Raw genomic sequence first — 16,840 nt, forward strand, 5'->3', positions numbered from 1 at the left:
GGCTTACTCGGCAGCGACCCGGCCGGTCACTTCGGGCTTGGCGGGAAACGTGCAGGTCACGGTCGTGCCGTTCCCCTCCCGCGACTGGATCTCCACATGCCCGCCGTGCAGTTCCACGAAGCTCTTGACGATGGACAGGCCGAGGCCCGCGCCCCGGCGTCTTGCGCCCGAATCGTGGCCGACAAAGCGGTTGAACACGGCCTCGATCATCTCCTGCGGAATGCCGCAGCCACGGTCCTTGACGGTGAAGACGACGCTGGCGCCCTGCCGGGTGCAGGTCACATCGATGATGCCGCCTTCCTCGGAATAGCGCACGGCATTGGCAATCAGGTTGAACAGCACCTGCCGCAGCCGGCGCTCATCCGCCAGCATGGTGCCGATGTCATCCGGCACATGGGTGCGCAGCACGATCTGCGATTCGACCAGCCGGTCCTTCAGGCCCTCGACGGCGGCGGACACGGTCTGCGCCACATCCACTTCGCTGAGGTCCAGCTCCATGATGCCCGCATCAATGGTGGCCAGGTCGAGAATGTCGTTGATGATCGCCAGCAGCGCCGAGGACGAGGACAGGATATATTCTGCGTATTCGCCCTGCTTGTCGGAAAGCTCGCCGAATTTCGGATCGGACAGAAGCTGGGCAAAGCCGATGATGTTGGTCAGCGGCGAGCGCAATTCGTAGGAAACATGCTGGATGAAGGCGTTCTTCAGATCGTCCGCCTGCTGCAGCGCCTCGTTCTTTTCAACGAGGGCGCGCTCCATGTTGACGCTGTCGGTAACGTTAACGAAGGTCACCAGCGTGCCGCCGTCCGGCAGGGGCACGGTGGCGTAATCCAGCACCGAGCCGTCGCGCCGCTCCATGCGGCCGGCCAGATGCGTGCGGCTGTCCATCAGCCCGGTGATGGACCCTGCCAGCAGGTGCCAGGCTTCCATTTCGCCCGTGTTGGCGGCGCAGGTGTTCACGATGTCATTGACATGCGGCATGACCGAAAGCTGGTCTTCCGGCATCGCCCAGATTTCGCTGAAGGCCGGGTTCCACAGGCGCAGGCGCCCGTCGGAGCCGAACACGGCGACGGCTTCGGACAGATTGTCCAGCGTTTCGCCCTGAACGCGGATCAGGGCGTTGTAGCGGCTTTCGAGGTCCAGCCGCTCGGTCACGTTCTCGTAGATGTAGGTCACGCCGCCCTGCGGATGCGGGTTGGCGATGACGCGCAGCGTGCGGCCGTCCGGAAGGTGCCACCAGCTTTCGCGCGCTTCCAGCGACTGGTAGCTTTCCAGCATCTTGGTGCGCCAGACGCGGTAATCGGCCTGCTCGGGCAGCTTGCGCCCGGCGCGCAGCGTGTCGAGCACGATGCCGTCTTCCGGCTGGCCGTCGAGGAAACCGGTGTCCAGATCCCACAGGGCACGGAAGGCGGCATTGTAGAACTGCAGCTTGCGGTCTGCGCCATAGATGGCCACCGCTGTCGCCAGTTGGTCCAGCGTGCGCCCGTGGAATTCCTCGGTGCGCTTCAGTTCCTTCTTGGTGCGGTCCAGCTCGGAAATGTCGATGGCCATGCCGGCGCTGCCGACGTTGGAGCGCACATCCGTCACTTCAAAGACGCGGCGCTCGCCGGCTGCCACAATCGGCATGCGCGAACGGAAGCAGCCGTCATCGTTGCGCTCGCGGCTCATGGCCTCGCGCGCCGGCGCATCGAGGAATTCGACAGCGCCGCTGACGGCCGCCTCGGGTGAGGCGCAATCGACGGCGCGGGCATAGGCGCGGTTGGCCCAGTTGACCTTGCCTTCGGCATCCGTCTGCCACGCCGGGGCGGGCATCGCCTCCAGCAGGGCATGCAGCATGTAAAGCTCACCGGAGAGGCGCGCGTTGCGGGCGGCGAGCTCCGCCTGCGACTGGCGGTCGCCGGTCAGGTCGCGCAGGCGCAGCACGGAGGCGGCACCCGCCGTGCGGCCCACGGCCTCGATATAGGTACGGTGGCGGGTTTCCAGCGTGATGCAGAAAGCCTCGCCAATGCTGCGCAGGCGGGCGAGGTGATCTTCCAGCAGCTCGGCCGATTTCGCATCCAGCCAGCTGCCGAAGCTCAGAAGCTGGGCGGCGCTGCGCGGCGCGCCGCAGCTGTCCGGCAGGTTGCCCCAGACATGCGGCGTCAGACCCGGGCGTTCGCCAAGCCCGGTCCAGGCAATGATCCGCTGCTCTTCGGTGTTGAGCATGGATTCCAGCCGGTCGACGAAAAGCTTGAGATCGCGGTTCTCGCGCGAAAGTGCACCGATGCGGGCAGCGCTGGTGCGGCGGTTGCGCAGAAAGGCGAAGGAGGCCGTGACGGCAAAGGCGCAGGCCCCGCCAAGGGCGGCCAGCCAGACCATCTGGTCGGCGCCGAACTGTGCGGTGGAGGTGCTTGCCGCCTGTGCCAGGCTGCTGCCCATGCTGGCGGCGAGGGCAAGGGCGCTCACGCCCGAGAGGGAGAGCGTTTTCAGAATCCGTCTCCGCCGCCCTGCGCCCTTGCGCAAGCGTGAACCGCCGTCTACCGGCATCTGCCTACCTCTTTTGCCGCCATTCAGTCCGGCCGGAGGCCGGAGTCGTCAGGGAGCTGCCTCAATCCCCTGATTCGTCTTGACCATACCTTGTTCGGGAATCGCGCTAAAGAGTCTGTTGATGAAAAGTTAACAGGCCCCGTCCGGGTGGACGGGGCCTGCATTTGTGCTTCTACGCAAGTCAGATTCCATATGGCACAATATGTGGTGTGCCGAGCGCTTGAAATCAGTACTTGTAGTGTTCCGACTTGAACGGACCGGTCTTGTTAATCCCCAGATATTGGGCCTGGTCGTCCGTCAGTTCGGTTAACGAGACGCCCAGCTTGGCGAGGTGCAGGCGGGCCACCTTCTCGTCCAGATGCTTCGGCAGCACGTAGACCTCGTTCTGGTACTGATCACCGCGGGTGAAGAGTTCGATCTGCGCCAGCACCTGGTTGGTGAAGCTGGCGGACATCACGAAGCTCGGATGGCCGGTGGCATTGCCAAGGTTGACGAGGCGGCCCTGCGACAGAAGGATCATGCGCTTGCCGTCCGGGAAGACGACCATGTCGACCTGATCCTTGACCGGGCGCCACTGCAGGTTCTTCAGCGCGGCAACCTGGATCTCGTTGTCGAAGTGACCGATGTTGCAGACGATGGCCATGTCCTTCATCGCCCGCATGTGGTCGAGGGTGATGATGTCCTTGTTGCCGGTGGCGGTGACGAAGATATCAGCCGTGCCGGCCACCTGATCCAGCGTCTTCACGTCGAAGCCGTCCATGGCGGCCTGCAGGGCGCAGATCGGGTCGATTTCGGTGACGATGACGCGCGCGCCCGCACCAGCCAGCGACTGGGCCGAGCCCTTGCCCACATCGCCATAACCGCAAACCACGGCGACCTTGCCCGACATCATCACGTCGGTGCCGCGGCGGATGCCGTCCACCAGCGATTCACGGCAGCCATAGCGGTTGTCGAACTTGGACTTGGTGACGCTGTCGTTCACGTTGATGGCCGGGAAGGGCAGCTGACCCTTCTTCTGCATCTCGTAAAGGCGCAGCACGCCCGTGGTGGTCTCTTCGGTGACGCCCTGGATCAGATCGCGCTGCTTGGTGAACCAGCCCGGGTTCTTGGCCATGCGCTTCTTGATCTGGGCAAAGAGGTATTCTTCCTCTTCGGACTTCGGATCTTCGATGAGGCCGGTCTCACCGGCTTCGACGCGGGCGCCGAGCAGGATGTAGAGCGTGGCATCGCCACCATCGTCGAGGATCATGTTGGCGCCTTCCGGGAAGTCGAAGATCCGGTCGGCATAGTCCCAGTATTCTTCCAGCGTCTCGCCCTTGATGGCGAAGACCGGGATGCCGGCAGCGGCAATGGCGGCAGCTGCCTGGTCCTGGGTGGAATAGATGTTGCAAGAAGCCCAGCGGACTTCGGCGCCAAGGGCCACCAGCGTTTCGATGAGCACGGCCGTCTGGATGGTCATGTGCAGCGAGCCGGCGATGCGGGCGCCCTTCAGCGGCTGAGAGGCGGCGAATTCGGCGCGGCTGGCCATCAGGCCCGGCATTTCGGTTTCGGCGATCTCGATTTCCGTCCGGCCCCAATCGGCGAGCTTGATGTCCTTGACGATATAGTCGGTCATGACCTGATCCTGTTCTGATCTGTTTCAGCAGCCGCCCGCTGGCGGCACGAAGGTGCACTGCACCCGGCCAGGTCTGCCCGCCTCACGGCAACAGCCCCGGAATCCCATTCCGCTCCTTATATAGCGGCCTTTCAGCCCTATCAATGCGGATATAAAGATTTCTTTATATGAGGAAGGAAATGCGGGAACGGGGTTAAGGGTGTGTTGGCGGACACGCGCAAACACCCGGCGCGCTGAAACACGCGCGGTCTGACTGTAGATATCAAAGGGAGAGTTTCAGAGACGTGCGAAGAAGGAGCGTTGCCCCTCAATCCTCCTCGCCGAACCTGTCCGCCACAAGCGCGGCGATGGCGGTCAGGGCGGCTTCGGCTTCGGGGCCGGTCACTTCCACGTGGATGCAGCAGCCGGGCGCTGCGGCCAGCATCATCAGGCCCATGATCGAAGTGCCGCCGACGGTCTGCCCGTCCTTTGACACGCGCACATCCGCGTTGAACGTATCCACCAGCTTCACCAGCTTGGCGGAGGCGCGGGCGTGGAGGCCGCGCTGGTTGACGATCAGCAGGCTGCGTTCGAGGCGTGTCATGTTTGGCGCGGCATCCATCGTGGTCAGTGTCTTTCTTCGGGGCGCTGGCGTCAGCCGTTGCCGGACAGAACCTGGCTGGCGACGGAGATGTATTTCTGGCCGGCCTTGCGGGCTTCCTCCACCGCATCGGCAAGGCCCCGGTCGGCGCGCACGCTGGCCAGCTTGATCAGCATCGGCAGGTTCACCCCGGCAATCACCTCGATGGTCTTGCCGTCCATCACGGAGATGGCAAGGTTCGAGGGCGTGCCGCCGAACATGTCGGTCAGGAGCACGACACCTGCGCCGGTGTTCACCTCCTCGACAGCGCCGAGGATATCCTGACGGCGCTGCTCCATGTTGTCCTCCGGACCGATCGCAATCGTTGCGACCTGCGTCTGCGGGCCAACCACGTGCTCAAGTGCCGCCTTGAACTCTTCCGCCAAGCGGCCATGGGTCACGAGTACCAGTCCAATCATGCCTTGCCGACCTGTGTCTTTCGTCGTGGGTCCGGTCTGTCCGGTTTCCCGGGGCTTGCGCCGGATCTGAACGCTGTTGCCGCAATGTCGGCAAGCGTGGCGCCCAAAGCAAGCAGTTTTCTCATTAACACGGCCTAAACAGGCGGCCGCTTTCCCGGATAAATCGCGCGCAGGGCCTCCCGGATCAAGGCCACTGCGCCTGCCGCATCGCCGGAGGGCACCGGCTGGCGGGCAATCAGCCGGTCCAGCAGCACCGTGGAAAGGGCGTCTGCCTCCGGCATGCGCTCGATTTTTGCTGCCGGCTCAAGATCGGCCACAAGGCTGATCAGGGCCGCAGGCTCATGGAGAACCGGCACGATGCCGCGCCCGCGCAGCTCCGCCAGCCCGGCGATGGTCTGCGGCGCCCGCGCCCTCAGGCCTGCCGCTGCCGCGTCCAGCAGGCACTGGTCATCGGCCACATGGGCGGCGAAATGGCCGTTGCGGCCAGCCCGCTCCACCAGTTCTGCCGCCAGCCGCGACTTGCCGGAGCCCGAGGCGCCGCGGATCAGTACACCCGTGGTGCCGAGGATGACCGCGCAGCCATGCACCAGCAGGCCGCCATGAGCTGCATGGCCGCTCATGCGCTGCCGCCTGCGGGCAGGGTGATGATGAAGCGCGCACCCAGAATGGTCTTTTCACCGGTTTCCGGATCGGTCTCCGTGCGGTTTTCCGCCGTGATCGTGCCCCGGTGCGCCTCGATGATCTGGCGCGAGATGGAGAGGCCAAGGCCGGAGTTGTTGCCGAAGGCCTCGCCATCGGGCCGGTCGGTATAAAAGCGCTCGAAGATGCGCTCGATCTTCTCGGCCCGGATGCCGGGGCCGTCATCATCGACGGTGATGACAACCGTGTTGCCTGTGCGGCTGGCGCCGATGCGCACGGTGCCGCCGGGGGGTGAGAAGGAGCGGGCATTGTCGATCAGATTGTTGATCACCTGCGCCAGCCGGCTGTCATGGCCGAGGATCAGATAGCCTTTCTCCTCCGCCTTTTCGGCGGCCTTGTCGGCATGCCGGTCCTGACGGGTGCTGCTGCCCTTCACATCGGCATTCTTCACGTCTGCGATGGTCAGGATCACGCGCGGCGCGTCGTCGGTGGCACGCTGGTTGGCCATGTCGGCGACATTGCGCAACAGGCGGCTCGCATCCAGCACCTCCGCACTGCCGCGCGCCAGTTCCGCATCCAGCCGCGAGGCGTCGGAAATGTCGGTGATCAGGCGGTCGAGCCGGCGCACGTCATGCTGGATCACCTCCAGCAGGCGGGCGCGCGAATTGTCCGATTTCGCCAGCGGCAGGGTTTCCACGGCGCTGCGCAGCGAGGACAGCGGGTTTTTCAACTCATGCGCCACGTCAGCGGCAAAGCGCTCGATGGCATCCATGCGGTTATAGAGCGCATTGGTCATGTCGCGGAAGGAGCGGGCAAGATGGCCGATTTCGTCCTGCCGGTCGGAAAACTCCGGGATCTCCTGACGTGACTTGCCGCCGCGCCGCACCCGCTCTGCCGCCGCAGCAAGGCGGCGCACGGGCCCGGCAATGGTGCCGGCCGTCAGGATCGACATGACGAGCATGACGCCTGCGGCCACCATGAACACGCGGATGATCGCGATCCGCTCGGCGCTGACGATGGCGTCAATGTCTCCCCCTTGCGTGGAGAGCAGCAGCGCGCCCACCACCTGCCGGAACCGCTGGATCGGCACGGCCACGGAGACGATCAGCTCGCCGCGCGGCGACAGGCGCACGATGCTGGCGGGGGAGCCGGAAACGGCGGCTTCCACCTCAGGATAGATCAGCCCGTCACCGGCACCGGCTTCCTGATAGACCGGCAGATCACCGCGCCGCAGCCAGATCTTCACCGATTGCCAGATCCGGTCAAAGAAGCCATCCTCCTGCACCGTGGGCGGGGACAGGTCGTAGCGCATCACCTGGCTGTAAAGCTGGCGCGAATCAAGGATCAGCATGCCTTGTGTGTCATAGATCCGGGCGCGGGTCTTGGTCGGCGAGATCAGCCGCCGCAGCACCGGCCCGACACGCTCGGGATTGACCGGGAAATCAAGGGATTCCACCGTTGTGGTGCTGGGCATCAGTGTTTCGCCCGCCTGCATCTGCAGCAGGCGTTCCGGGTCAACCGTAATGGCGCCCGTGTCCACCGTGGCCGAGGCGGCGATGGCGCCGGCGATGATTTCGCCCTGCGTCAGAAGGCTCTGCACACGGGCGTCGATCAGCCCGGCGCGGAACTGGTTGAGGTAGAGAATGCCGGAGACCAGCGCGATGAGGCCGGCGAGGTTCAGCACCACGATGCGCCGGGTCAGCGAGGAGAAAACATAGGTGCCGAGCAGTGCCCCGGCCCGGTTCAGGAACCTTCGGCGCAGGCGTGGGTTGCCAAGATGGCGCAGGGCAGCCGGAGACGTGCGTTCGCCCGCGCTGTCCTCTGCGCGGGCGTTGCCGTCTTGCTCCTTCGCGTGAAGGCGCATGTCTTCCCCGGTGTCAGTTGCCATCTGGCGTCAGGAACCCTCAGGTCTCCCGGAACCGGTAGCCGACGCCATAAAGGGTCTCGATCATGTCGAAGTCGTCGTCCACCATCTTGAATTTCTTGCGCAGGCGCTTGATGTGGCTGTCGATGGTCCGGTCGTCCACATAGACCTGATCGTCATAGGCCGCATCCATCAGTGCATTGCGGCTCTTCACCACGCCCGGGCGCTGGGCCAGCGCCGAGAGGATGAGGAACTCGGTCACGGTCAGCGTCACCGGCTTGCCGTTCCAGGTGCAGGTGTGGCGCTCCTGATCCATCAGAAGCTGGCCGCGTTCCAGCAGCTTGTCGCCATCCTCGCGCGGGGCGGAGGCATCGCGCGGCTGCACCCGGCGCAGCACGGCGCGCACGCGCTCCACCAGCAGGCGCTGGGAGAAGGGTTTGCGGATGAAATCGTCCGCGCCCATCTTCAGGCCGAACAGCTCGTCGATCTCGTCATCCTTGGAGGTGAGGAAGATCACCGGCAGATCCGAGGTCTGGCGCAGGCGGCGCAGCAGTTCCATCCCGTCCATCCGCGGCATCTTGATGTCGAAGATCGCAAGATTGGGCGTGTCGCTGAGAAGACCATCCAGGGCGGAGGCACCGTCCGTATAGGTCTGGACCCTGTATCCTTCCGATTCCAGTGCAATGGAAACCGAAGTCAGGATGTTACGGTCATCGTCGACGAGTGCAATAGTCGGCATGATGCGGGTCTTCGTCCTTTGATCCGTCAATGTCGTAACTCACCTTCAGCCTTTGGCCCCGCAATTGCGCATAAAATAAGGCAAAGGCAATTGCATACCAACTCTTTAATCTTCTGCCGGTTCCATTAGCCGCCGTTTTTATAAGGCGGGAACCTCGGCGCCCGTCTGTCATGTGGGTGTGATCTGCGAAAGACAAAGTGTTCTGCGTCACAGTTTTGCTTAAATTCACGGTCCAAAATAAATCGTTCTGCCAAGTCTTTGTTTTTTAATCGATTAAATGGTCAAATCATCCTTTCTGTTCTCTTGTTGCGCAGCAGCAGATCAACTAGGGTCCGCCTGCGCCGGGACTTGAGGGGCAGCAGATCAGGTGCGATCCCCCGGCCCTCTGGCGCGTGTAGACAGATTAAGGGACTGCGCGATCATGAAAGAGACAGGTGTCCGGAACCCGGCCTGCGGCCTTGAAACAATCGGCCTGACGGGGCTCGGTGCGATTTATTGGAACCAGAACGAACCGTCTCTTTACGAATACGCGCTGCAGCGCGGTGAGGCGCGGCTGTCGGCCGGCGGGGCTCTGGTGGCTGACACCGGCACCCACACGGGCCGTTCGCCGAAGGACAAGTTCGTTGTCTGTGATGCTTCGACCGAAGATCAGGTCTGGTGGGACAACAACGCAAAGATGACGCCGGAGCAGTTCGACGTTCTGCTGGGCGACTTCCTCGATCATGCCAAGGGTAAGGATCTGTTCGCGCAGGATCTCTACGGTGGCGCCGAGGCAGCCTATCGTCTTCCCGTGCGTGTCTATACCCAGTTTGCGTGGCACTCGCTGTTTATCCGCAACCTGCTGATCCGCCCGAAGGCGGAAGAGCTGGCCACCTTCGTGCCGAAGATGACCATCATCGATCTGCCGGACTTCAAGGCCGATCCGGCCCGTCACGGCTGCCGTTCCGAAACGGTCATTGCCTGCGACCTGTCGCGCATGATCGTGCTCATCGGCGGCACGTCCTATGCCGGCGAGATGAAGAAGTCCGTCTTCACCTTCCTCAACTACCTGCTGCCGCCGCAGGGCGTCATGCCGATGCATTGCTCGGCCAACGTCGGCAAGGACGGTGACACGGCTGTCTTCTTCGGCCTGTCGGGCACCGGCAAGACCACGCTCTCCGCTGATCCGGAGCGCACTCTCATCGGTGACGACGAGCACGGCTGGGGCAAGACCGGCGTCTTCAACTTCGAAGGCGGCTGCTACGCCAAGACCATCAAGCTGTCGAAGGAAGCTGAGCCGGAGATCTTCTCCACGACGCAGCGCTTCGGCACCGTGCTGGAAAACGTGGTGCTGGATGACGCCCGCGTGCCGGACTTCGACAATGGCTCGAAGACCGAGAACACCCGTGCGGCCTATCCGATCCACTTCATCTCCAACGCCAGTGCCACGGGCGTTGCACCGCAGCCGAAGACGATCATCATGCTGACCGCCGATGCCTTCGGCGTGATGCCCCCGATCGCCCGTCTGACCCCGGCGCAGGCCATGTACCACTTCCTTTCCGGCTACACCGCCAAGGTGGCCGGCACGGAAAAGGGCGTGACCGAGCCGCAGGCGACCTTCTCGACCTGCTTCGGCGCACCCTTCATCCCGCGCCACCCGAGCGAATACGGCAACCTGCTGCGTGATCTCATCGCCGAGCAGGGCGTCGATTGCTGGCTGGTGAACACCGGCTGGACGGGCGGGGCCTATGGCACCGGCAGCCGCATGCCGATCAAGGCAACCCGGACGCTGCTGCGCGCCGCGCTGGATGGTTCGCTGAAGACCGCCGCCTTCCGCATGGACCCGAACTTCGGCTTTGCCGTTCCGGAAGCCGTGCCGGGCGTCGACAGCGCCATCCTGAACCCGCGCGAAACCTGGGCCGACAAGGCCGCCTATGACGCGCAGGCCAAGAAGCTGGTGCAGATGTTCATCGACAACTTCGCCAAGTTCGAAGACGCGGTGGACAGCTCCGTTCTGGCTGCAGCTCCGGCTTCGCGCAACGCGGCTGAGTGATCCGCTTTCCCGTGCGGGAATGACATGAGAGACAGCCGCAGCCCCGCTGCGGCTGTCTCGCGTTTTACAGCTTTCCAAACGGGCCCCGGCATGCGCACCCATCATGCCTGGTTCCGCTGCAGCGCCCCGGCCCTCCGGGGCGCTGTTCTTTTTTCTGCCCGTATTCCTGCAGCTGAACCGGCTGAGCGGGTTTTTCTTTCCAGCGCCTGCATCCTCCCTATATCCTTGCGGGAAAGACCATGAGGGAGAGTGCCATGGCGGATGAACTGGCAGTGGCAGAAGCCTGGGTGAAGGCGGGCCGCAAGGTGGCGGTTGCGACGGTGGTGGAGACCTGGGGTTCTGCGCCCCGGCCGGTTGGCTCCCATCTCGTCATTGATGCACAGGGCAATTTCGAGGGCTCCGTCTCCGGCGGCTGTGTCGAAGGCGCGGTCGTCGCCGAGGCGGCGGACGTGATTGCCTCCGGCAAGGCCTCCATGCTGGAATTCGGCGTCGCCGATGAAACCGCCTGGCGGGTTGGCCTGTCCTGCGGCGGGCGCATCCGCGTCTATGTGGAGCCGGTCACCCATGCAGCTTGATCTTCTTGCCGCTCTCAATGAGGAGCGTTCGGCCCGCCGTGCCGCCATTCTGGTGACGGAGCTTGCCAGCGGCGCCCAGCGGCTGGTGAAAAAGGGGGTGGTCGCGGCTGAGGACCCTCTCGCCGCAGAGCTGGAAAAGCGGTTCCTGTCCGGCGCGTCCGGGCTGGTGAGCGCGGAGGATGGAACGCAGTCCTTCCTCACCGTTTCCGTGCCATCGCCGCGCCTCGTGATCATCGGCGCGGTGCATATCTCGCAGGCGCTTCTGCCCATGGCGCAGATTGCCGGGTTTGACGTGACGGTGATTGATCCGCGCACCGCCTTTGCCAGTCCCGAGCGGTTCCCGGCGGAGGTGCTGATGGCCGACTGGCCGCAGGATGCACTGCGCGAGCGCCCGCTGGATGCCTATACGGGGCTGGCCGCCGTCACCCATGACCCGAAGATCGATGACTTTGCGCTGGAAAGCGCGCTGCGGGCGGGGTGCTTTTATGTGGGCGCGCTGGGCAGCCGGAAGACGCACGCCTCCCGCCTGCAGCGGCTGGCGGCGGCGGGTGTCGCAGAAGCGGATCTCGCCCGCATCCGCGCGCCCATCGGCCTTGATATCGGGGCAGCTTCACCGGCCGAGATCGCCGTGGCGGTGCTAGGTGAAGTGATTGCGGTGCTGCGCAAGCCGGGCGGGGGGCGCTGATGCAGTTTGGTCCCGTCCCTCTGGCGCAAGCCGAAGGCGCGCTGCTGGTCCATGCGACGCGCACGGCAGAAGGGCTGCTGAAGAAGGGGCACCGCCTCACCGCAGCCGACATCGAGGCGCTGGCCGCAGCGGGGCTGACGGATGTGACGGTGGCGCGGCTGGAGCCTGGCGATGTGGATGAAAACACGGCGGCGCAGAGGCTGGCAAAGGCCGCAGCGGGCAGCGGCTTGATCCGCGACGGGGTGCAGACCGGCCGCGTCAATCTTCATGCGGAGGTGAACGGCGTACTGGTGATCGACCGGCAGAAGGTCGATGCCATGAACCGCATTGATCCGGCGCTGACCTTCGCCACCCTGCCGGAATTTGCCGCCGTGAATGCGGGCCGGATGGTGGCAACAGCCAAGATCATCCCCTATGCGGTGGCCGAACACCATCTGGCTGCGGCGGAACTGGCCGGGGCAGGGGCAATCCGCGTTGCGCCCTACCGGCCCCGCCGGGTGGGGCTGGTGGCAACCCTGCTGCCGCAGCTGAAGGCGGTTACCCTGGACAAGACCCGCAAGGTGTTGGAGCGGCGGCTTGAGGCCTCCGGCAGCGTGGTGATTGGCGAACACCGGGTGGCCCATGACAGGGACGCGGTGGCAGAGGCGCTTGCCGCCCTGAAGCGCCAGGGGGCGGATTTCTTCGTGCTCTTCGGCGCCTCCGCCATTGCCGACCGGCGCGATATTCTGCCCGCCGCCATCGAACAGGCCGGTGGCCGGGTAATCCACTTCGGCATGCCGGTGGATCCGGGCAATCTGATGCTGCTGGGCGAACTGGACGGCATGCCGGTCATCGGCGCGCCGGGCTGTGCCCGCAGTCCGGCGGAAAATGGCTTCGACTGGGTGCTGAACCGGCTGCTGGCGGGGCTAACTGTGACGCCGGAGGTTGTGACCGGGCTTGGCGTTGGCGGCCTTCTGATGGAGATCGCCAGCCGCCCGCAGCCCCGGCAGCAGGGGGCGGGCAAGTTTTCAGCCACGAGTGCCAGCGGGCGCTATGGCGGCATCATTCTGGCGGCGGGCAGTTCCAGCCGCATGGCGGGCGGCAACAAGCTTCTGGCACAGCTGGACGGCAAGAGCGTTGTGCGTCATGTCATTGACGCGGCCGCGGCCAGTCAGCTCGAAAAGGTGATCCTCGTCACCGGCCACATGGCGGAACGGGTGAGTGGAGAAGCGGACGGAAGCCGTGTGCGAGCGGTCATAAACCCCGGTTTTGAAGAAGGCATGGCCAGTTCCATCCGCCTTGGGCTGCGGGCCTTGCCGGACAATCTCGATGGCGTCGTGATTCTGCTGGGCGACATGCCGCGCATCACCGGCACCATGATTGATGCGCTGGTCGCCGCCCATGACCGCAGCGAGGGGCATCTGATCGTGCTGGCGACGGCCGAGGGCAAGCGCGGCAATCCGGTGCTCATCGATACGCGCTTCCGCGAAGATCTCATGCAGCTTCAAGGTGATACGGGCGCCCGGCATCTCATAGGCGCGCATGATGATGTCTGTACTGAAGTTGAACTGGGCCGTGCCGCGCGGCTTGATCTCGACACGCGCGAGTCTCTGGCTGCGGAGGGCGGAGTATTGACAGAAGGTTAACTGCAGTTTCAGCCATGCTTTGCCTGCAGGTCTTCCATGACGGCTAAGCTCTTGCGCAAATCAGGCAAGGGCATTATGTAACCTTCACTTGATTTGCGGTTGCGGACGTGAACTTCGGTCCTGTCTGGCTCCGCCATGAAATTCCAGCACGAGAATGCGACGTCTGGCCGCCCGGCAAGTTCCGGAGGAGCGGCCGGTCTTTTGCGTTTTCCTGCAACAGAGACCGGCAAGAAGGAAAAGAAGATGGATAATGCTCTGAGCCTCCCGCGTCCTGGCCGCTGCAAGTGGGCCGAAGGTGACAGCGGCAACTACACGTTCCCGTGCAATGTGCGCGTCGAGTCCGGCACGTCCTACTGCACGGACCACCGCGCACTGGTCTACATGCCGCCGGAAGAGCGCCGCCGTTCGAAGAGCGCGTCTGCTCCGGCCTTCAAGCGCATCGCGGCCTGATAGAGGCACACTCAAGACAGGGCAGCTTTCCTCCTCCCGGCTGTCCTCTTTCAACCCGGCTCCCCGTTGAGCCGGGTTTTTTCTTGTTCACGCCAGAATGGAGCAGGGAGGAAGATTGCCCTGCGGCAAACAAAAAACGCGGCTCCGGAGAACCGCGTTTCGAAAAATGTCCGCTATGTGCGTGACCGGCCGTTACCCTCAGGCTGCCTTGAGCGCCGTCTGGATTTCGATCAGCTGGGCCAGCGTTGCTTCGGCCTTGGTGCGCGCTTCGTCGTCGCGGGCGTCGGCAACGTCCTCACGGGCGTCCTGCACCTGCTGGGCGATGACTTCGGCCTTCAGCTCGGAAACCGGAATGGCCTGTTCGGCCAGAACGGTGAGACCGCTGGTGGACACGTCGGCAAAGCCGCCGCGCACGAAGTACTCGACCAGCTTGCCTTCGCCGGTGCGGACCTTCAGCAGGCCCGGACGCATGGTGGCCATGAACGGGCTGTGATCCTTCAGGACACCAAACTCGCCTTCGCTGCCGGGAACGGTGACCTCGAGAACCTTGTCCGACAGGAGAAGGCGCTCAGGGGAGACAAGCTCAAACTGAAATGGCTGTGCCATCTGGCGTGTCCTTTGTTCGTCGCAATGCGGGCGGCAAAGCCGCCCTGCAAGAGGCGGCGCCACACGGGCGCCCGCCGGTTACAGGCCGCTGCCGGGTTCCGGCAGCGGCAGATCGCATCAGGCAGCTTCAGCAGCCAGGCGCTGGGCCTTCTCGATCGCTTCTTGCATGTTGCCAACCATGTAGAAGGCAGCTTCCGGAAGGTGATCGTATTCGCCTTCGACCAGGCCCTTGAAGCCCTTGATCGTGTCTTCGAGGGCGACGAGCTTGCCCGGCGAACCGGTGAAGACTTCGGCCACGAAGAACGGCTGGGACAGGAAGCGCTCGATCTTACGGGCGCGGGCCACGGTCAGCTTGTCTTCTTCAGACAGCTCGTCCATGCCCAGGATCGCGATGATGTCCTGCAGGGCCTTGTAACGCTGCAGGGTCTGCTGCACCTGGCGAGCCACATTGTAGTGCTCTTCGCCGATGATGCGGGCATCCAGCATGCGCGAGGTCGAGTCCAGCGGGTCCACAGCCGGGTAGATGCCCTTTTCGGCGATCGAGCGGTTGAGAACCGTCGTTGCGTCGAGGTGGGCGAAGGTCGAAGCCGGCGCCGGGTCGGTCAGATCGTCGGCGGGCACGTAAACGGCCTGCACCGAGGTGATCGAACCCTTGGTGGTGGTGGTGATGCGTTCCTGCATGGTGCCCATGTCGGTCGCCAGCGTCGGCTGGTAACCCACGGCCGACGGGATACGGCCGAGCAGAGCGGACACTTCGGAACCGGCCTGGGTGAAGCGGAAGATGTTGTCCACGAAGAACAGCACGTCCTGGCCCTGGTCACGGAAATGCTCGGCGACGGTGAGACCCGTCAGAGCAACGCGGGCGCGGGCCCCGGGGGGCTCGTTCATCTGGCCGTAAACGAGAGCAGCCTTGGAGCCTTCGCCGCCGCCCTTCTTGTTCACGCCCGATTCGATCATTTCCCAGTAAAGGTCGTTGCCTTCACGGGTACGCTCACCCACGCCGGCGAACACGGAGTAACCGCCGTGCGCCTTTGCGACGTTGTTGATGAGTTCCATGATCAGAACGGTCTTGCCGACGCCGGCGCCGCCGAACAGGCCGATCTTGCCGCCCTTGGCGTAAGGAGCCAGCAGGTCCACCACCTTGATGCCGGTGACCAGGATCTGGGCTTCGGTCGACTGCTCGACGAAGCTCGGAGCTTCCTGGTGGATGGCACGCTTGGCGTCATGCGGGATCGGGCCGGCTTCGTCAACCGGCTCGCCGATCACGTTCATGATGCGGCCCAGGGTACCGGCGCCAACCGGCACGGCAATCGGGGCACCGGTGTCGGTGACCTTCTGGCCGCGCACGAGGCCTTCGGTGGAGTCCATCGCAATGGTGCGAACGGTGTTTTCGCCGAGATGCTGGGCAACTTCGAGCACCAGACGGGTGCCCTGGTTGTCCGCTTCCAGGCTGTTCAGAATCTGCGGCAGGTGGCCGTCGAACTTGACGTCGACCACGGCGCCGATGACCTGGGTGATCTGTCCGACTTTGTTGTCAGCCATCCCTCAATCCTCGATCCGGTCAGAGCGCTTCGGCGCCCGAGATGATTTCAATCAGTTCCTTGGTGATCTGAGCCTGACGCTGGCGGTTGTAGCGCAGTGTCAGTCTCTTGATCATGTCGCCTGCGTTGCGGGTCGCATTGTCCATGGCGGACATGCGGGCGCCCTGCTCGGAGGCGGCGTTCTCAAGGAGCGCACGGAAGATCTGCACCGACACGTTGCGGGGCAGAAGGTCGGTCAGAATAGCGGCCTCGTCGGGCTCGTACTCGTACACCAGCGACGCGCCATCGGCAGCCTTGGCCGTCTCCGGCAGCTTGGCCGGAATGAGCTGCTGCGCTGTCGGCACCTGGCTGATCACCGACTTGAATTCGGCAAAGAACAGGGTGCAGACGTCGAACTCGCCGGCCTCGAACATCTTGAAGACGACGTCCGAGATGTCAGTCGCGTTGGCATAGCCAACGGACTTCACGCCGCGCAGCTCGATGGTGCGGATGACGTACTTGCCAAGCTCGCGCTTGATGGCATCGAAGCCCTTCTTGCCGACGCAGAGGATTTTCACCTCCTTGCCCTGTGCAATGAGGCTCCGGGCCCGCTCGCGCGCCAGTTTGGCGATCGAGGAGTTGAAGCCGCCGCACAGGCCGCGTTCGGCGGTGGCGACGATCAGGAGATGTACCTGATCGCGCCCCGTTCCGGTCATCAGCTTCGGCGCATCATCGCGGCCTTCAAAGGCAGCGGCAATGTTGGCCAGCACCTGCTCCATGCGTTCCGCATAGGGCCGGGCCGCCTCCGCAGCGTCCTGGGCGCGACGCAGCTTCGCCGCGGCCACCATTTTCATGGCCTTGGTGATCTTCTGCGTCGCCTTGACCGAGGCGATACGGTTTCTTAGGTCCTTCAGGCTCGGCATGGC

Annotated in this window: 15 protein-coding genes; 5 read left to right on the forward strand and 10 right to left on the reverse strand. The window is 64.1% G+C overall.

The window, feature by feature from the left end:
• Nucleotides 1-3: 3 nt before the first annotated feature.
• The 7 genes from AC0CMF_RS13690 to AC0CMF_RS13720 all read right to left on the reverse strand — a co-directional run bounded on the left by AC0CMF_RS13690 (nucleotide 4) and on the right by AC0CMF_RS13720 (nucleotide 8,421).
• Nucleotides 4-2,526 (reverse strand): PAS domain-containing sensor histidine kinase, encoded by a 2,523-nt coding sequence (locus tag AC0CMF_RS13690; protein ID WP_374629824.1) that lies wholly within the window; start codon nucleotides 2,524-2,526, stop codon nucleotides 4-6.
• A 226-nt stretch (nucleotides 2,527-2,752) separates the two neighbouring features.
• Nucleotides 2,753-4,141 carry an adenosylhomocysteinase gene (gene ahcY / locus AC0CMF_RS13695; RefSeq protein ID WP_374629825.1) on the reverse strand — a complete coding sequence of 463 codons (1,389 nt, stop codon included), beginning with the start codon at nucleotides 4,139-4,141 and terminating at the stop codon, nucleotides 2,753-2,755.
• A gap of 307 nt (nucleotides 4,142-4,448) precedes the next feature.
• Entirely contained in the window at nucleotides 4,449-4,742 is a 294-nt protein-coding gene (locus AC0CMF_RS13700; protein ID WP_058898317.1) for an HPr family phosphocarrier protein, read from the reverse strand.
• A gap of 32 nt (nucleotides 4,743-4,774) precedes the next feature.
• Nucleotides 4,775-5,179 (reverse strand): PTS sugar transporter subunit IIA, encoded by a 405-nt coding sequence (locus tag AC0CMF_RS13705; RefSeq protein ID WP_019963681.1) that lies wholly within the window; start codon nucleotides 5,177-5,179, stop codon nucleotides 4,775-4,777.
• Between the two features lie 134 nt (nucleotides 5,180-5,313).
• Nucleotides 5,314-5,799 (reverse strand): HPr kinase/phosphorylase, encoded by a 486-nt coding sequence (locus tag AC0CMF_RS13710; protein WP_374629826.1) that lies wholly within the window; start codon nucleotides 5,797-5,799, stop codon nucleotides 5,314-5,316.
• Nucleotides 5,796-7,706, reverse strand: a complete 1,911-nt coding sequence (locus AC0CMF_RS13715; RefSeq protein WP_374629827.1) for a stimulus-sensing domain-containing protein — start codon at nucleotides 7,704-7,706, stop codon at nucleotides 5,796-5,798. The genes AC0CMF_RS13710 and AC0CMF_RS13715 overlap by 4 nt, the downstream gene beginning before the upstream one ends.
• 16 nt (nucleotides 7,707-7,722) lie before the next feature.
• A complete protein-coding gene (locus tag AC0CMF_RS13720; RefSeq protein ID WP_026355512.1) occupies nucleotides 7,723-8,421 on the reverse strand; it encodes a response regulator transcription factor in 699 nt (232 codons plus the stop codon).
• Nucleotides 8,422-8,842: 421 nt separating this feature from the next.
• Between AC0CMF_RS13720 and AC0CMF_RS13725 the strand changes: the two genes are divergently transcribed.
• From AC0CMF_RS13725 to AC0CMF_RS13745, 5 genes are all read left to right on the forward strand, one after another.
• Complete coding sequence (locus tag AC0CMF_RS13725) at nucleotides 8,843-10,453, forward strand: phosphoenolpyruvate carboxykinase (RefSeq protein WP_122519082.1); 1,611 nt, start codon at nucleotides 8,843-8,845, stop codon at nucleotides 10,451-10,453.
• Between the two features lie 254 nt (nucleotides 10,454-10,707).
• The gene (locus AC0CMF_RS13730; RefSeq protein ID WP_019963676.1) at nucleotides 10,708-11,028 is read left to right on the forward strand and encodes an XdhC family protein; all 321 of its coding nucleotides are present in this window, start codon (nucleotides 10,708-10,710) and stop codon (nucleotides 11,026-11,028) included.
• A complete protein-coding gene (locus AC0CMF_RS13735) occupies nucleotides 11,018-11,713 on the forward strand; it encodes an XdhC family protein (protein WP_374629828.1) in 696 nt (231 codons plus the stop codon). The genes AC0CMF_RS13730 and AC0CMF_RS13735 overlap by 11 nt, the downstream gene beginning before the upstream one ends.
• Nucleotides 11,713-13,338: an NTP transferase domain-containing protein gene (locus AC0CMF_RS13740; protein ID WP_374629829.1), complete on the forward strand. Its 1,626-nt coding sequence runs from the start codon at nucleotides 11,713-11,715 to the stop codon at nucleotides 13,336-13,338. Before AC0CMF_RS13735 ends, AC0CMF_RS13740 begins: the two co-directional genes overlap by 1 nt.
• 243 nt (nucleotides 13,339-13,581) lie before the next feature.
• A complete protein-coding gene (locus tag AC0CMF_RS13745) occupies nucleotides 13,582-13,788 on the forward strand; it encodes a hypothetical protein (protein ID WP_026355509.1) in 207 nt (68 codons plus the stop codon).
• Nucleotides 13,789-13,986: 198 nt separating this feature from the next.
• Here AC0CMF_RS13745 and AC0CMF_RS13750 read toward each other — a convergent pair whose 3' ends face one another.
• From AC0CMF_RS13750 to AC0CMF_RS13760, 3 genes are all read right to left on the reverse strand, one after another.
• A complete protein-coding gene (locus tag AC0CMF_RS13750) occupies nucleotides 13,987-14,394 on the reverse strand; it encodes a F0F1 ATP synthase subunit epsilon (RefSeq protein WP_019963672.1) in 408 nt (135 codons plus the stop codon).
• A 117-nt stretch (nucleotides 14,395-14,511) separates the two neighbouring features.
• Entirely contained in the window at nucleotides 14,512-15,936 is a 1,425-nt protein-coding gene (gene atpD / locus AC0CMF_RS13755; protein ID WP_472481968.1) for a F0F1 ATP synthase subunit beta, read from the reverse strand.
• A gap of 19 nt (nucleotides 15,937-15,955) precedes the next feature.
• A complete protein-coding gene (locus AC0CMF_RS13760) occupies nucleotides 15,956-16,837 on the reverse strand; it encodes a F0F1 ATP synthase subunit gamma (protein ID WP_058898322.1) in 882 nt (293 codons plus the stop codon).
• Nucleotides 16,838-16,840 lie beyond the last annotated feature (3 nt).

It is taken from the genome of Pannonibacter sp. CBAS1226, from assembly GCF_055685825.1.